This is a genomic window from Paraburkholderia sp. 35.1 (assembly GCF_050436525.1).
GTDB lineage: Bacteria > Pseudomonadota > Gammaproteobacteria > Burkholderiales > Burkholderiaceae > Paraburkholderia > Paraburkholderia tuberum.
On the sequence record NZ_JBNDMJ010000002.1, the window covers coordinates 2,048,229 to 2,063,543 of the forward strand.

Annotated in this window: 15 protein-coding genes; 7 read left to right on the top strand and 8 right to left on the bottom strand. The window is 63.2% G+C overall.

Annotated features, from left to right (window positions below):
- Positions 1-107 precede the first annotated feature (107 nt).
- Positions 108-410, bottom strand: coding sequence for an Ldh family oxidoreductase (locus OKW27_RS15330; protein WP_425273254.1), 303 nt, complete (start codon positions 408-410; stop codon positions 108-110).
- Entirely contained in the window at positions 404-745 is a 342-nt protein-coding gene (locus OKW27_RS15335; protein ID WP_429333987.1) for a UxaA family hydrolase, read from the bottom strand. Before OKW27_RS15335 ends, OKW27_RS15330 begins: the two co-directional genes overlap by 7 nt.
- 269 nt (positions 746-1,014) lie before the next feature.
- On the opposite strand from OKW27_RS15335, the gene OKW27_RS15340 reads away from it, so the two are divergent.
- On the top strand, positions 1,015-1,773 hold the full coding sequence (locus OKW27_RS15340; protein ID WP_184008499.1) for a GntR family transcriptional regulator: 759 nt from the start codon (positions 1,015-1,017) through the stop codon (positions 1,771-1,773).
- A 123-nt stretch (positions 1,774-1,896) separates the two neighbouring features.
- Entirely contained in the window at positions 1,897-3,375 is a 1,479-nt protein-coding gene (locus OKW27_RS15345) for a diguanylate cyclase domain-containing protein (RefSeq protein WP_429333988.1), read from the top strand.
- Between the two features lie 46 nt (positions 3,376-3,421).
- Here OKW27_RS15345 and OKW27_RS15350 read toward each other — a convergent pair whose 3' ends face one another.
- From OKW27_RS15350 to OKW27_RS15360, 3 genes are all read right to left on the bottom strand, one after another.
- The gene (locus tag OKW27_RS15350; RefSeq protein ID WP_090806017.1) at positions 3,422-3,724 is read right to left on the bottom strand and encodes a putative quinol monooxygenase; all 303 of its coding nucleotides are present in this window, start codon (positions 3,722-3,724) and stop codon (positions 3,422-3,424) included.
- Positions 3,725-3,828: 104 nt separating this feature from the next.
- Positions 3,829-5,229, bottom strand: a complete 1,401-nt coding sequence (locus OKW27_RS15355; protein ID WP_429333989.1) for a heavy metal sensor histidine kinase — start codon at positions 5,227-5,229, stop codon at positions 3,829-3,831.
- Positions 5,226-5,897: a heavy metal response regulator transcription factor gene (locus OKW27_RS15360; protein WP_090806021.1), complete on the bottom strand. Its 672-nt coding sequence runs from the start codon at positions 5,895-5,897 to the stop codon at positions 5,226-5,228. The genes OKW27_RS15355 and OKW27_RS15360 overlap by 4 nt, the downstream gene beginning before the upstream one ends.
- A 231-nt stretch (positions 5,898-6,128) precedes the next feature.
- On the opposite strand from OKW27_RS15360, the gene OKW27_RS15365 reads away from it, so the two are divergent.
- From OKW27_RS15365 to OKW27_RS15375, 3 genes are read left to right on the top strand one after another with little or no spacing between them, the layout of a single operon-like run.
- Positions 6,129-6,770, top strand: coding sequence for a hypothetical protein (locus tag OKW27_RS15365; RefSeq protein WP_429333990.1), 642 nt, complete (start codon positions 6,129-6,131; stop codon positions 6,768-6,770).
- 43 nt (positions 6,771-6,813) lie between these two features.
- Positions 6,814-7,464, top strand: a complete 651-nt coding sequence (locus OKW27_RS15370) for a cytochrome b/b6 domain-containing protein (RefSeq protein WP_090806025.1) — start codon at positions 6,814-6,816, stop codon at positions 7,462-7,464.
- Positions 7,461-8,267: a molybdopterin-dependent oxidoreductase gene (locus OKW27_RS15375; protein ID WP_090806027.1), complete on the top strand. Its 807-nt coding sequence runs from the start codon at positions 7,461-7,463 to the stop codon at positions 8,265-8,267. The genes OKW27_RS15370 and OKW27_RS15375 overlap by 4 nt, the downstream gene beginning before the upstream one ends.
- On the opposite strand, the gene OKW27_RS15380 is transcribed toward OKW27_RS15375, so the two are convergent.
- A complete protein-coding gene (locus tag OKW27_RS15380) occupies positions 8,264-9,232 on the bottom strand; it encodes an AraC family transcriptional regulator (protein ID WP_429333991.1) in 969 nt (322 codons plus the stop codon). The two genes, OKW27_RS15375 and OKW27_RS15380, sit on opposite strands and share 4 nt — an antisense overlap.
- A gap of 337 nt (positions 9,233-9,569) precedes the next feature.
- On the opposite strand from OKW27_RS15380, the gene OKW27_RS15385 reads away from it, so the two are divergent.
- A complete protein-coding gene (locus tag OKW27_RS15385; RefSeq protein ID WP_429333992.1) occupies positions 9,570-10,622 on the top strand; it encodes an NAD(P)-dependent alcohol dehydrogenase in 1,053 nt (350 codons plus the stop codon).
- A 742-nt stretch (positions 10,623-11,364) separates the two neighbouring features.
- Positions 11,365-12,321, top strand: coding sequence for a LysR family transcriptional regulator (locus OKW27_RS15390; protein ID WP_429333993.1), 957 nt, complete (start codon positions 11,365-11,367; stop codon positions 12,319-12,321).
- A gap of 32 nt (positions 12,322-12,353) precedes the next feature.
- On the opposite strand, the gene OKW27_RS15395 is transcribed toward OKW27_RS15390, so the two are convergent.
- Positions 12,354-13,499, bottom strand: coding sequence for a nucleoside hydrolase (locus OKW27_RS15395; protein WP_429334612.1), 1,146 nt, complete (start codon positions 13,497-13,499; stop codon positions 12,354-12,356).
- A 170-nt stretch (positions 13,500-13,669) separates the two neighbouring features.
- A complete protein-coding gene (zwf, locus tag OKW27_RS15400) occupies positions 13,670-15,151 on the bottom strand; it encodes a glucose-6-phosphate dehydrogenase (RefSeq protein ID WP_090806032.1) in 1,482 nt (493 codons plus the stop codon).
- Between the last annotated feature and the right edge of the window lie 164 nt (positions 15,152-15,315).

A 15,315-nucleotide genomic window follows, 5' to 3' on the forward strand; every position in this document is an offset into this window, starting at 1 on the left:
CAAAACTATCTGGCGCACCGATAGTTTCGGTTTCGCTTTCAGCTATGCGCTTTTTTCGACGGCGTGTCCAGTCGGGTGAGATCGGTTGGGTGCGGTGGGACGCTCGTTTAAGCGCGGCCCTCCAGTTGCGCGATCAGCGCATCCGGAATTTCGACGCCCTCCTCGTATGCCGCCTGCGCAAGCTGCTCCCGGCGATAACCGGGCAGGCGCACGTCGTCATCCATCAGCATCATCTCGATCAGCGCCTCGACACGCGACAGATACGCGTCGTCGCCGGCCAGCGCGCCCGGGTCGATCACCCAGAACAGGTGGCCGATGCGCGAGCGCTCGCCCTCCTCGGTCAGGAACGAGCCCGCTTCGCAGCCGAAGTTCGCGCCGCTCAGCGCGCGCGGCGCTGCTCGGCCTACCAGCGCTTCGTCTTGATGTTGTGCACGTGGGCGTGCTCGCCGGCCTTGATCGGCGCGACCACCTTGCCGATGTCGACGCCGTACTTGAACACCGTGTCGCCAACGGCCATGTCCTTCAGCGCGATCTTGTGACCGATCGGAATGTCCTGCTTCGCCGGCACGGTGACGATTTCGTCGTCATCCATGATCCATGCGTTGAGCAGCGTGCCCGCCTTGATGCCCTCGACCACCGCCACGCCGACCGTGTCTTTCGCCTCGTGCAGCACGACGTGGATCGTTCTGCGCGGCGCCGACGCGCCCGCTGCGGTGTCGTTGATGTCTGCCGTGGGATTGCTCATGAGCGTCTCCATTCGTAGTTTGAATGCGGTGAGGGTGCCGCCGGGGCAGCGCAGCCAGGTGCGCCGCGGTGAATCGATATTAGGCGGCGACTTACCCAATGTCAACTAGGTCATATATATGTGTTAGACGACTGGGCGAGAACCGGGCTGTTGTCGCGATTCACCGACAACATACGATTCATCCAGATGGATTAGATGACCTCGTCGTTTAGAATCAGGGCAGGTTCAACCCCGGCGAGCGGCACGACTCGCGTATCCCAGAGGTTTTCATGAGCACGCTCGCGATCAATGCGCCCGCAGTGGGAGGCACACGGTACAAGGAGGTCAAGAGCGCGATTCTCGCGGCGCTCGCGGCCGGCGAATGGAAAGGCGGCGAATGCATTCCTTCGGAAAAGCGCCTCGCCGAACGCTTCGGCGTGTCGATCGGCACGCTGCGCAAAGCCATCGACGAACTGTGCGCCGAGAACATTCTGATCCGTCATCAGGGGCTCGGCACGTTCGTGGCGATGCATCAGCGCGACCGGCACTTCTTCCGCTTCTTTCGCATCGTGCGGCGCGACGGCGACAAGGCCTACCCGGTCGTCACGCTGATCGGGTTCAGGAAGGCGCGTGCCTCGCGCGAGGCGGCCGCCGCGCTCGGCATCGACACTGGCGCGCGCGTTCTGCAGTTCGTCAACGGGCTCGCGCTGCACGGCAAGACCGTGCTGATCGAACATATCACCGTGCCCGAAGCGCTGTTTCCCGGCTTGACGGAAAGCAAGCTGCGCAACCGGCCGAACACGCTGTACAACTTCTATCAGGACGGTTTCGGCATCAACGTGGTCGAGACCGATGAGCATGTGAGCGTTGCGCTCGCCAATGAGCTCGAAAGCACACAACTAGGCGTCGAAGTCGGCGCGCCGCTGCTCGAGATCCGGCGCATCGCGTACTCGTATCACCGCAGCGCGGTCGAACTGCGCATTTCGCGGCTCAATACCGAGGAGTACGAGTACATCGGCACGCGCGCGGCGCGCGACGATCAGAAATAGCGGACCTCGGTCGCCGCCTGCGCTTCATATCACATCTGCGCAAAAACGACAGGCCAATCGTCTTTCATTTTCGGCCGGCGCCAACCTGTCTAAAATAGCCGCACTTCCGCCCCCAAGAACCCCATGCTGGATACCCTCACGAGCGGCTCCGCGCCCATCAACGACGACTCCGGGATGTTCGAACTCGCGCCCGTGTCGCTGTGGCTCGAAGATTTCAGCGGCGTGCGCGCATTGTTCGACGCGTGGCGAGCCGCCGGCGTGACCGATCTGCGCGCCCATTTCGCCGAAGACCCGCGCCGCGTGGCCGAATGCGCTCATCGCATCCGCGTGATCAAGGTCAATCGCCAGACGCTCACGCAATTCGAGGCCGCCGATTTCGACATGCTGACGAGCAATCTCGCCTCGGTGTTCCGCGACGACATGCTGAAAACGCACCTCGAAGAGCTGTGCCAGCTATGGGCCGGACAGTCGAACTTCACGAGCCACACGGTCAACTACACGCTCGGTGGACGGCGCCTCGACGTACTGCTGAAAGGCGCGGTGCTGCCCGGTCACGAGGAACGCTGGGACCGCGTGCTGGTGTCGACCGAAGACATCACCGAGCTCGAAGGCGCGCGGCGCCGCGTCGCGCAAGCGGAGGAATACGCGCGCGGGCTCTTCGAGCATTCGCCGGTATCGCTGTGGGTCGAGGATTTCAGCGCCGTCAAACGCCTGCTCGACGGCGCGCGCGCGGCCGGCATCAACGATTTCCGCGTGTTTACCGACGTCCATCCCGAGTTCGTCGAACGCTGCATGGCTGAAATCCATGTGCTCGACGTCAACCATCACACGCTCGGAATGTTCGGCGCGAAGGACAAGAAAACGCTGCTCGCGCGCCTCGCCGACGTGTTCCGCGACGACATGCGTCCGCATTTCCGCGAGCAGTTGATCGAGCTATGGGACAACAAGCTGTTCCAGCAGCGCGAGGTGCTCAACTATTCACTCGACGGCAACGAGGTGCACGTACACCTGCAATTCTCGGTGCTGCCAGGCCACGAACAGGACTGGGACCTCGTACTCGTCGCGCTGACCGACATCACCGCGCGCAAGAAGGCCGAGGCCTACCTCGAATTCCTCGGCAAGCACGACGTGCTGACCAAGCTGCGCAACCGCTCGTTCTACGTCGACGAGCTGAACCGGCTCGAACGCAAGGGACCGTGGCCCGTGACGATCATCATGGCCGACCTGAACGGCCTGAAGCGCGTGAACGATCAGCTCGGTCACGCGGCCGGCGACGCGCTGCTGCGGCGTGCCGGCGAAGTGCTCGCGAAGGCGATGGAATCGCCGTTCCACGCGGCCCGCATCGGCGGCGACGAGTTCGCGATCCTGATGCCCGATACCGACGAGCGCGGCGGCGCGGCGATGATCGACGCGATCCGCCAGCTCGTCGAGATGAACAACCAGTTCTATCCGGGCTCGCCGCTGAGCTTCTCGATGGGCGCGGCAACCTGCCAGCGCGGCGATCGGCTGGAAGCGGGCGTGCAGCGCGCCGACCTGCTGATGTACGAGGAAAAGCGCGCGCACTACGGGGCGCAGCCGGGGGCGGACGCGGCGGCGAAGTAACGCTCGCCGGCGTCAGGCGTTCACCACGCCAACGCAACGCTCAACCTCAGCCCGGCAGTTTGGCCGCGAGCACATCCAGCTTGACGATGCTCGGTGGCGACGCGAACAGCTCGCCCGCCTTCTCCATCAACGCGGCCGCGACCTTGCCGTTCAGATGCGCGTCGCGGCCGGCTTCGTCTTCGAACGCGTCGAAAATGGCGTACGTCGACGGACCGAGCTTCAGACCGAACCACGCGGCGGTGGCCGGCTCCTGCTCGACGAGCGGCAGGCCGCCGAGCAGAAACGCCTCGACTTCCTTTTCCTTACCGGGCTTGGCTTCCAGACGGACATACAAAGCGAGCTTGACCATGATGCGACTCCTGGTGAGTTCGGCAGCGAACGGTCCTTTCAAAGCGCTTTGAAAAGTATAGGCGGCGTCGGCTGAGGCGGCGCCGGACTTACCCCGCTAGCAAGTCACGCGCCCGGAAAGCGCAGCTCGAAGCGCACGACGCCTGGCAGCGGACACACCACACGCGCGCTGCCGCCATGCAGATGCATGATCGCCTGCACGATCGCGAGCCCGAGTCCGTTCGATTCGGTGAACGCGCTGCGCGCCGCGTCGCCGCGATAGAAGCGGTCGAACAGCCGGTCGAGTTGCATGGCGGGAATCGGCTCGCCCTCGTTTTCGACCGTCACCAGCGCGCCTGCTTCGTCCTGCGCGCCCCGCAGGCGCACGATCGTGTCGCCCGCGCCGTAACGCACCGCGTTGACGACCAGATTGTTGATGGCGCGGCGGCACAGCATCGGATTGGCAGACGCGACGCCCGCCGCGTCGACTTCGAAACGCATCCCGCGTTCGTCGGCCAGGCCTTCGAAATAGTCGGCGATCCTGATGAGCTCGCCATGCAGATCGACCGGCTGCCGCTCGATCGACAACGCCGCATGATCCGCATGCGCGAGAAACAGGATGTTCTCCGCGATATGGCTCAGGCGATTCAACTCCTCGAGATTCGATTCCAGCAGTTGCTGATATTCGTCGGCTTCGCGCGGCTGGGCGAGCGTCACCTGGGTTTGGCCGACCAGCGCGCCGACCGGCGTGCGAATCTCGTGCGCGAGATCGGCGGAAAACTGCTGCAGGCGTTGATAGCCGTCGGCGAGACGATCGAGCATCGCGTTGAACGCGTGTGTGAGTTGACGCAGTTCCACCGGCGCCGCTTCGTCGTCGAGCCGGACCGCCAGGTTCGTCGGACTGATTTGCGCGGCCCGCGTGGCGATCTCGCGAACCGGTCGCAGCGCGCGGCGCAGCACGCCGTAAGCGAGCAGCGTCGCGGCCAGCATGCCGCTCAGCGTCGCCAGCACGATGCGGTTGCGGTATTCGTCCAGCATGCGCATTTCGTTCGTCATCGGATGGCCTGCGATCACCTCGACTTCGGCGCCATCCTCGCGCGCTGTCGCGGTCGCAATCGCCCAATGCACCGGCACGCCGTCGGAGAGGCGCGTCTGACGCATGTCGGCGGCACCCGGCGGATTGCCCGCCGGGCCGACCTGTAGATCAGGCACCGCGAGCCTGCCCGGATTCACGTCGACGAACGGTGCTTCGCCCGGCCGTCGGAAGATCAGCACGTCCTCTTCCGCGCCGAGCATCGTCTCGAACAGCAGCGGGCGCTTTTTTAATTCGCTAACCGAATAAAGGTCGTGCACGATGCGGCTGAAATGCTCGACACGGCCGCTCAGCACGACGTCGGCGCGGCGTTGCAGCGAGACTTCGGCGGAATGATAAAAATACGCGCCGAGCGAGCCGATCACCGCGCAGGCGATCAGCGCGAACAGCAACGTGGTGTGCGCGATCAGCGAGCGTTCGCTCCAGAGTTTCATGCGCCGTCGCCGAACGTGTAGCCGATGCTGCGCACCGTGTGAATCAGCTTCTTCCCGAACGGGTGATCGACCTTCGCGCGCAAGCGCTTGATCGCCACGTCGACCACGTTGGTGTCGCTATCGAAGTTCATGTCCCACACTTCCGACGCGATCTGCGAGCGTGACAGCGCTTCGCCCTCGCGGCGCACCAGCAGATGCAGCAGCATGAACTCCTTGTTGGTCAGCGCAATGTCGACGCCCTCGCGCGTGACCCGGCGGCGCAATACGTCGAGCTTGAGGTCGGCGACTTCGAACACGTCGCTCTCGCGGATCACGCCACGGCGCAACAGCGTGCGAACGCGCAGCACCAGCTCGGTAAACGAAAACGGTTTGACCAGGTAGTCGTCGGCGCCGAGTTCGAGACCGCGAATGCGGTCGCTGACCTGATCGCGCGCGGTCAGGAAAATCACCCGCAGATCGCGCCGCGCACGCAACGCCCGCATGATTTCCCATCCGTCGATGCCGGGCAGCATCACGTCGAGAACGACCAGTTCGTATTCATGCTCGAGCGCCAGATGCAGGCCGTCCGTGCCGGTGCGCGCGAGGTCGACCGCGTAGCCATGCTCGCGCAGGCCCTTCTTCAGATAGTCGCCGGTTTTCGGATCGTCTTCGATGACCAGAATGCTCATGATGCCCGCTGCTCCTCTCGCGCGATGCGACCGTAAAGGCCGCGCTCGCACGCGCAAAAAGCCTGATGACAGCGCTCGAGAACAACTGCAGCGCTCCCGGCGGCCATTCTACGTGGCCGCCATCGACCCTTGATGACGTTTTTGTCATCCTCCCGTCACTCTGACGAGCCGATGCGACGGCTAGTCTGAACGCACCGTCCACCACGCTGCATCCCTTCCTGGAGTTGCCTCATGAAGACCCGCATGAAGATCGCCCGCGCACGAACGCTGCGCGCCCTCGCCGTCCCCGCATTCGCCGCCGTGCTGCTCGCGACGACGTTCGCGGCTTCGGCCCAGACCGCCGCGCCGACCGGCGTGCGCGGCACGGTGACGTCGCTGTCGGGCGATCTGCTCAAAGTCCACACGCGCAATGGTCAGGACGTCGACGTGAAGCTGGCCGCCGACACGCCGATTCGCGGCGTCACGCTCGCCAACGTCAGCGACATCAAGCCGGACAGCTACGTCGGCACCGCCGCGATTCCGCAGCCCGACGGCACGTTGAAGGCGCTCGAAGTGCATGTATTCCCGCCGAGCATGCGCGGTTCGGGCGAAGGTCATCGGCCGTGGGATCTCGGCGCGAACAGCACGATGACGAACGGCACGGTCGGCTCGCTCGTGGTCAGCAACGGCCGCACGATTACCATCAAGTACAAGGATGGCGAGAAGAAGATCGTGATTCCGCAGGACGTGCCCATCGTCAGTCTGGAGCCGGGCAACCGCGCGTTGCTCACGCCCGGCACGAAGGTCGTGCTGTTCGCGCACAAGGAAGCGGACGGCGCGATGGCGGCGAATTTCATTTCGGCCGGCGAGCATGGCGTGACGCCGCCGATGTAAAGCGGCGCGTCGTTCGTCTTCCTCCCCCTCGTCTTTGAAGACTATGCCCGACTCGCAAGCATTTCTGGTCGTTCATCCCCTCGTCGTTCGCGTGACGCACTGGATCAATGCGTTCGCGATGGTCTGCATGGTGATGAGCGGCTGGGCGATTTATAACGCGTCGCCGATCTTTCCGTTCCGGTTCCCCGTGTGGGCGACGGTCGGCGGATGGCTCGGCGGCTCGATCGCATGGCACTTCGCGGCGATGTGGCTGCTGTGCGCGAACGGCCTGCTGTATCTCGCGTATGGCGTCGCGAGCGGCCATTTGCGTCGCAAGCTGCTGCCGGTGCGTGCCCGCGAGCTGGCGCGCGACGCGGCGCTCGCGTTGCGCCTCAGACTGCCGCACGAAACCGGCAAGTACAACGCCGTGCAGCGCGCGTTGTATCTGCTGGTACTGCTGCTCGGCGTGCTGCTGGTCGCATCGGGACTGTCGATCTGGAAGCCGGTGCAATTGTCGTGGCTGACCGCGCTGTTCGGCGGCTTCGATTTTGCGCGCCGCGTGCATTTCGTCGCGATGGCCGGCGTGGTCGGCTTTGTCGTCGTGCATCTGCTGCTGGTGCTGCTGGTGCCGCGCACGTTGCCGCCGATGGTCACCGGACGCGCCCGGCGCAACGCGCAGCGCATCGATCAAGCCTCCCAGAGGACTCGCGCATGAGCGCCCCGCAACGAACCGACACGGCGAACGATACGCACGCCAATACAGAAGACGCGCGCCGCTCACGCATCGTGCTTGCCGAGCACCGGCCGCGGATCGAGCAGTTGCAACGCCGCTTGTTTCTGCGCTCGTCGCTATCGATCGGCGCGCTCGCGATGCTGTCCGGCTGCAACCTGCAGGACAACGATTCCGTCGACAAGGTGCTATGGGCGATGTCGCGCTGGAACGACCGCGTGCAGGCGTGGCTGTTCAATCGCAACAAACTCGCGCCGACCTATTCGGCGCGCGATGTCACCGATCCGTTTCCGTTCAACGCGTTCTATCCCGAGTTCGACGCGCCCGATATCGACGGCTCGACCTATCGGCTCGAAGTATCGGGGCTCGTCGCGGATAAACGCGGCTGGAGTCTCGAGCAGCTGCGCAGGTTGCCGCAGGTCTCGCAGATCACGCGTCACGTGTGCATCGAAGGATGGAGCGCGATCGGACAATGGAGCGGCGTGCCGTTTCGCACGTTTCTCGAACTGATCGGTGCCGATCTGAGCGCGCGCTACGTCGGTTTCAAATGCGCGGACCGCTATTACTCGAGCCTCGACATGGCGACCGCGCTGCATCCGCAAACGCAATTGACGCTCGATTTCCGCAACGCGCCGCTGCCGGCCAGATACGGCTATCCGCTGAAGCTGCGCGTGCCGACCAAGCTCGGCTTCAAGAACCCGAAGCACATCGCCGCGATCTTCGTGACCAACACGAACCCGGGCGGCTACTGGGAAGATCAGGGCTACAACTGGTTCAGCGGGCTTTAGACCGCGGTCACATAACGCGGCACCGGCTTGTGCGCGCGCGGCGGCGGCGCATCGTGAGCGACGCGCATGCGCTTGACCTCGTCGACGGGACTCAGGCCGAACAGCCGCTTGAACTCGCGGCTGAACTGCGACGCGCTTTCGTAACCGACCCGCACGGCGGCCGCGCCCGCATTCAAGCCATCCTGCACCATCAACAGACGCGCGTGATGCAGACGCGTGGTCTTCACGTACTGCATCGGCGAGGTCGCGGTGACCGCCTTGAATTGCGCATGAAACACCGCGAGGCTCATGCCGGCCTCGGCCGCGAGCGTATCGACGTCGAGCGACGCGTGGTAGTCCGCATGAATGCGCCGCAGCGCCTTCGCGATGCGGCCAAAGTGATTCTGATGCGTGAGCGCCGCGCGAATCGCGCCGCCCTGCTCGCCGGTCAACACGCGATAACAGATTTCCCGGACGATGCCAGGCGCCAGGATTTGCGCGTCGAGCGGCGACGCGAGCGCCTCCAGCAGACGCTGCACCGCGCTGCTCAGTGCGGCATCGAGCGGCGTCGAATACATGCCGGCGGGTTCGTATTGCGCGAGGCCCTGGGTTTCGTTGAGCGCCATCAGCAGTTCGGCGACCATCGTCAGATCGACGCGCACCGACATGCCGAGAAACGGCTCCTGTTCGCTTGCCTCGGTCTCGCATTCGAACGGCAACGGCACCGACAGCACCAGGTACTGCTGCGCGTCGTACTGGAACACCTGATCGCCGAGATAGCCGCGCTTGCGCCCCTGACAGACGATCACGATGCTCGGCTCGTACATGACCGGCATGCGCGGCATCGGACGATTCGCGCGCAGCAGGCTGACGCCTTCGAGGCTCGAGCGCGTCATGCCGGCATTCGGCGCGAGCTGGTTGAACAGTTCGAGCAAGCGGCGTTGCGCGGGGTCTTCCGGAATGGAACCGACAGCTTGAGTGGACATGACGATATGGCGACGGCCAAGAGAATAATGCTTGAAATTTAGCATCAAACAGCCTGTCGCGCTGCCCCTCCAGAGTTCTAGGCAAACCTTCAAGACGATCAGGTATTCCCCGGGCAGCGCCGGGTCCCTAAGATGGGAACCCTGCCGGATCGCCTTTTTCGACGCGCGCAGCATGCGCGGTCATCGACCGCCATGCGCCGACAGCTTGCCAATGGCGGCCCCCAACGCTCGCGCCCCGATCCCGGTTCATGCTGCGGCCCGCCGCATCCGCAACCCAGTGTTGCGCATCGTCGGCGCGTCGCATGTTACGCCATCACCCTCTTTGCTGGAGCCATCCATGAGCACGACGTATGCCTATGCAGCGACCGACGCGACCGCGCCGCTCGCCCCATTTGAAATCCAGCGCCGCGCACCCCGCGCCCACGACGTGCAGATGGAAGTGCTGTACTGCGGCGTGTGCCATTCCGACCTGCATCAGGCGCGCAACGAATGGAAGAACACGATCTACCCGGTCGTGCCGGGCCACGAGATCGTAGGCCGTGTGACCGCGGTTGGTCCGAACGTGACGAAGTACAAGGTCGGTGAACTGGTCGCGGTCGGCTGTCTGGTCGATTCGTGCCGCACCTGTTCAAGCTGCGCGGAAGGTCTCGAGCAGTATTGCGAGAACGGTTGGGTGGGCACGTATAACGGTGTCGATCGCGTCGACGGACAGGTCACTTACGGTGGCTATTCGACGCAACTGGTCGTCGATGAGGCTTTTACGCTGCGCGTGCCGCGGAATCTCGACGCCGCGGGTGTCGCGCCGCTGCTGTGCGCAGGCATCACCACGTATTCGCCGCTACGCACGTGGGGCGTGGGCCCGGGCAAGAAAGTCGGGATTGTCGGCCTCGGTGGACTCGGCCATATGGGTGTGAAGCTCGCTCGGGCGATGGGCGCGCATGTCGTGCTGTTTACGACTTCGCCGTCGAAGATCGAGGATGCGAAGCGGCTTGGCGCGCATGAAGTCGTGATTTCGAAGAATCCGCAGGAGATGGAAGCGCATGTGAATAGCTTCGATTTCATTCTCAATACGGTGGCTGCGCAGCATGATCTGAATCCGTTTTTGAATCTGCTCAAGCGTGACGCGACGATGACGTTGGTGGGCGCTCCGGAGCACGATCATCCGTCGCCGCAGGTGTTCAATCTGATCTTCAAGCGGCGGCGCCTTGCTGGTTCGCTGATTGGCGGTATTGCCGAGACGCAGGAGATGCTCGATTTCTGTGGCGAGCATGGCATTACTTCCGATATTGAAATGATTCCGATGCAGAAGATCAATGAAGCTTATGAGCGCATGCTCAAGAGCGATGTGAAGTATCGGTTTGTGGTTGATATGGATTCGATGCGGAAGTAATAGCAACTTTTTTGGCCGCGCAGCGGGTGGTTTTTTTGCGCCTGCGGCGCGGGGTTCTGTTTTGTTGTTGTGTTTTTTTTGCCTTCGCCCTTTTTTTCTGGGTTCTTAGGGCGTTGGCCTTTCCTTGATTTCTTGTCGGTCTATTGGCGTTGCCCCTGTGCGGGGCGGCACCTACTTTCTTTGCTGCTGCAAAGAAAGTAGGCAAAGAAGACAGCTCAAACCGCTAACTCTTAAGCGGGTCCCTTTGTCCACCGCGGGTAGTGGTGCATCTGGAATCTGTGTTCCCGCACACTCCGCGTTAGTGACAAGGCCATCATTCTTCCGGCGGCGCTGCGCGCGCCGAAGCGCTGTTCTCAAACCATTGGTCGTTTCGGCGCGTCGCCGAGGCGCAGCCGATGGTCCCACTAACATAAAAAAACAGCCTGGTTTCCCTTGCATACGCGTCCGCGACGCACGTAGTGCGGAGTGGGATGGATGACGGCTTTGTCACTGCCGTGGAATGTGCGGGGGCACGGATTCCAGATGCACCACTGCCATTCGTGGAGCACGGTGCCCGCTTAAGAATTGGCGGTTTGAGCTGTCTTCTTTGCCTACTTTCTTTGCAGCAGCAAAGAAAGTAGGTGCCGCCCCGCACAGGGGCAACGCTAATAGACCGATAAGTCAGCAAGGAAAGGCCAACACCACAAGAACAAAGACAAATCCGCCGCAGGCAAAAAAGACAAAAACCATTTGGAGCATCCCAGTGATCGACAGAATAACTGCAATGCGCACATTCATCCGAATTGTGGACACCAACAGCTTCACCCGCGCAGCGGAGTCATTAAACATTCCGCGCGCAACGGCGACGACGATCGTCCAGAACCTGGAAGCCCTGCTAGGCACAGCGCTGTTAGTCCGCACGACGCGCCGCCTGAGCATCACGCCGGAGGGCGCCGCCTACTACGAACGCTGCGCGCAAATCCTGGCCGACATCGACGAAATGGAAGCCAGCCTCCGTAATTCGACCGACAACCTGACCGGCCGCCTCCGCATCGAAATGCCCAGCGCGGTAGCGAGTGCAATCGTGCTGCCGTCGCTAGACGAGTTCCACACCCGTTACCCGAACCTCGACCTCGCGATCGGCGTCAGCAACCGCACCATCGATCTGGTCTCCGAAGCAATCGACTGCAGCATCCAGCTCGGTGAATTGCCCGATTCCAATCTCGTCGCGCGGCAACTCGGCACGCTCGATCAGGTCACCTGCGCGAGTCCGGCCTACCTGGCCCGCCACGGCACGCCCGCCGATCTCGACGATCTGCGCGCGCACGTCGCGGTCAACTGCGTGTCGCCGCATAGCGGCCGCGAATGCGACTTCGATTTCGAAGTGGGCGGCGAAGCGCGCAAGGTCAAGCTCAACGGCTTCGTACAAGTCAGCGACGAACAGGCGTACCTGACCTGCGGACTGCAAGGCCTCGGCATGATCCAGCCCGCGCGCATCGCCGCGCAGCCTTACCTCGATTCGGGCTTGCTGCATGAAGTGCTGCCGCAATGGAAACCCGTGCCGATGCCGGTCTCGGTCGCGTATGTGAAGAACCGCCGCGTGTCGCCGCGCGTGCGCGCGTTCGTCGATTGGCTCGCGGAGCTGTTCGAGAAAGCCGGGCACGTCGAGCAGGATCTGTCGCGCGTGCGTCAGTTGCTGCGCGGCCTGCATCCCGCGTGAAGCGGGTCCGGGTGCGGGCGCTCGCGCGTTGACTAGTCCAACGGCCGCACCGGCACCGGCCGCGTCAGCAGATCGACATAGAAATTAAAAAACGCCGGATTATCAAATCGTTTGACGACCGTCATCTTCTGCAAACCCGGCGGCGGCGAACTCGTGTAGCCCCTTGCCTTGCCATCGTTGGCGCCGAAGCCCGTATCCACATCCACCCACTCCTCGACGGTCTGCGTCGCGAACGACGGATGCATCAGATAAGCGAGCGTCAGCGTGTCCCAGATGTTCGTCGTGTAGTTCGGATTGGTCTCGAAGCCGTTCTTGCCGTCGTATCCGTAGCCGTTCAGCGTCCTGAACAGTTGCGTGATGATGGTCTGCTTCGCCGGATCGTGCGCGACGCGATCGTACAGTGCCTTGTCCATTTTCACGGTATCCGTCACGTCGAGCGGAATCACCGTCTGTTTGATCGGCAGACGCAGCACCGCTTTCGCCGCTGCGGGATCGAACCACCAGTTGAATTCGGCGGCGGGCGTGGTATTGCCACGCACGTCGATCGCGCCGCCCATGTAAATGATCTGCTTGATCAGCGGCACGATCTCGGGATGCTCGCGCGTGGCCAACGCGATGTTGGTCAGCGGGCCGATCGCGAGGATCGTCACCTCGCCCGGGTACCGCTTGACCGATTCGGCGATGAAGTCGATCGCGCTCTGGCTCTGCACCTTCGTGTGCGTCGCGAAGCCGTCCGGCGGCGCGACGAGGTCGCTAGCCGATTTCGGCTCGGGCTTGCTCCATGCGCCAACATAGCCATCGCCGCCGGGGAATTCCTTCAGTTCCCGCCGGATCGTTTTGAAGTCGTGCGTCATTGCGTAGTTGGCGCCCGCATAGACGCCGATCTGTTGTTCGACGCCGAGTCGTTCGACCGATTTCAGCGCATCGGCAACACCTTGCTTCAGCCACTGATTGCCCGACACCACGGTAATGCCGAGCACTTTCAGCGCGCCCTGCGCCTGCAATTGCGCGGCCATCACGCCGAGCTGGCCGTCGTCGCCGAGCGTGTTGTAGTCGCTGTCGATGATCACCTTCGGCGGATCGCTCCGGGCATCGAGACTGCTGCTGGCGCAAGCCGTGAAATCGAGTGTGATTGCCACGCTTGCCGCCCAGATCAATGCCACGAGAATTCGCCCCATCGATGCCCCGTTAGGAATGCCGCCGAGTGACGCGGACAAGGAAACCATCATAGGCGCAAGCCGGATGAATGACGAATGATCAGCGCGGCAACGACAGCACACGCAAAAGCGGCTCGCGACGCCACTGCCACGTCGCGAGCCGCTTCGAATAGCGCGCTGTCAAAAGCCCGTTACTGCGATTCCTCCGCCCACACGGCGTTCTCCCGCGTCATCAACGCGGTCGATGCCGCCGGTCCGAACGTGCCCGCCGAATATGAGCGCGGCCGCTCGCCCGACTTCGCCCAGCCTTCGAGAATCGGCTCGGCCCACGCCCATGCCGCTTCGAGTTCATCGCGGCGCATGAAGTGCGTCAGACGTCCGCGGATCACGTCGATCAGAAGCCGCTCATAGGCTTCCGCGCGACGCTCGGTGAACGCCTGCTGCAGGTCGAGGTTCAGGCTCACCGGCAGCATGTGCATGCCGCTGCCCGGCTCTTTCGCGAGCACTTGCAGCTGGATCGACTCTTCGGGTTGCAACTGGATCACCAGACGATTGCCGTAGGTTCGTCCACCGCTCGGGATGATCGAGAACGGCAGATCGGAGAATTCGATGACGATCTCCGACAGCTTCTTCTGCATCCGCTTGCCGGTGCGCAGGAAGAACGGCACGTTGGCCCAGCGCCAGTTGTTGATCCGCGCGCGCAACGCGACAAAGGTTTCGGCGCGGCTGCCCGCCGGCACGTTGTCTTCCTCGAGGTAGCCCTTGACCGCCTCGCCATCCACCGCGCCCGCCGTGTACTGGCCGCGCACCGTGTCGCGCGCGATGTCCTCGGGCGTCATCGGCCGCAGCGAGCGCAGCACCTTCAGCTTTTCGTCGCGCACCGCGTCGGGATCGAGCGACACCGGCGGCTCCATCGCGACGATGCACAGCAGTTGCAGCAGGTGGTTCTGCACCATGTCGCGCAGCGCGCCGGTCTTGTCGTAGAACCCCGCGCGGCTGCCCACGCCGACCGTTTCGGCCACTGTGATCTGCACGCTCTTGATGTACGGCGCCTGCCACAGCGGCCCGAAAATCGGATTGCCGAAGCGCAGCACCATCAGGTTCTGCACGGTTTCCTTGCCGAGGTAGTGGTCGATCCGGTAGATCTGCGCTTCTTCGAAATGCTTGCCGACCGCGTTGTTGATTTCCTGAGCGGACGCGAGATCGTGGCCGAGCGGCTTTTCGAGCACCACCCGCGAATTGCCGTCGACGAGCCCGGCCGACGACAGGTTGTCGCAGATATGGGTGAACAGATCCGGCGAGGTCGCCAGATAGAACACGCGGTTCACGCCGTCGCGCGACGCTTCCTTCAGGCGCAGGTAGTCCTCGGCCGCATCGACGTCCATCCGCACGTATTCGAAAATCGCGAGGAATTTGTCCCACGCCGACGCGTCGAACGCTTTTTCGTCGATGAAGGGCTTGGCCTTCTGCTCCATGAATTCGCTGATGTATTCCTCGCGCGACCAGGGCTTGCGCCCGATCGTCAGAATGCGGGTGTCGGGTGGCAGGTTACAGTGCAGATGCGCCATGTACAGCGCGGGCAGCAGCTTGCGGAACGACAGGTCGCCGGTGCCGCCGAAGATGATCATGTCGAGCGGCAGGTCGGGTGTGGCAGGAGCTTGTTGGGTCGTCATGGCACGGTCGCAGCGTCTAGGGGGAAGGCGTCGATCAGGAATCGGCGGCGGGCGGACGGGCTACGGCTCACGTCCGCTATGGCGCTTTTTCCGGCAAACATCTATGGTGCAACGTTTTGAGATAGTTTGCACGGCAGCATCTGCCGCAGGTTAGCGCAAGTTGC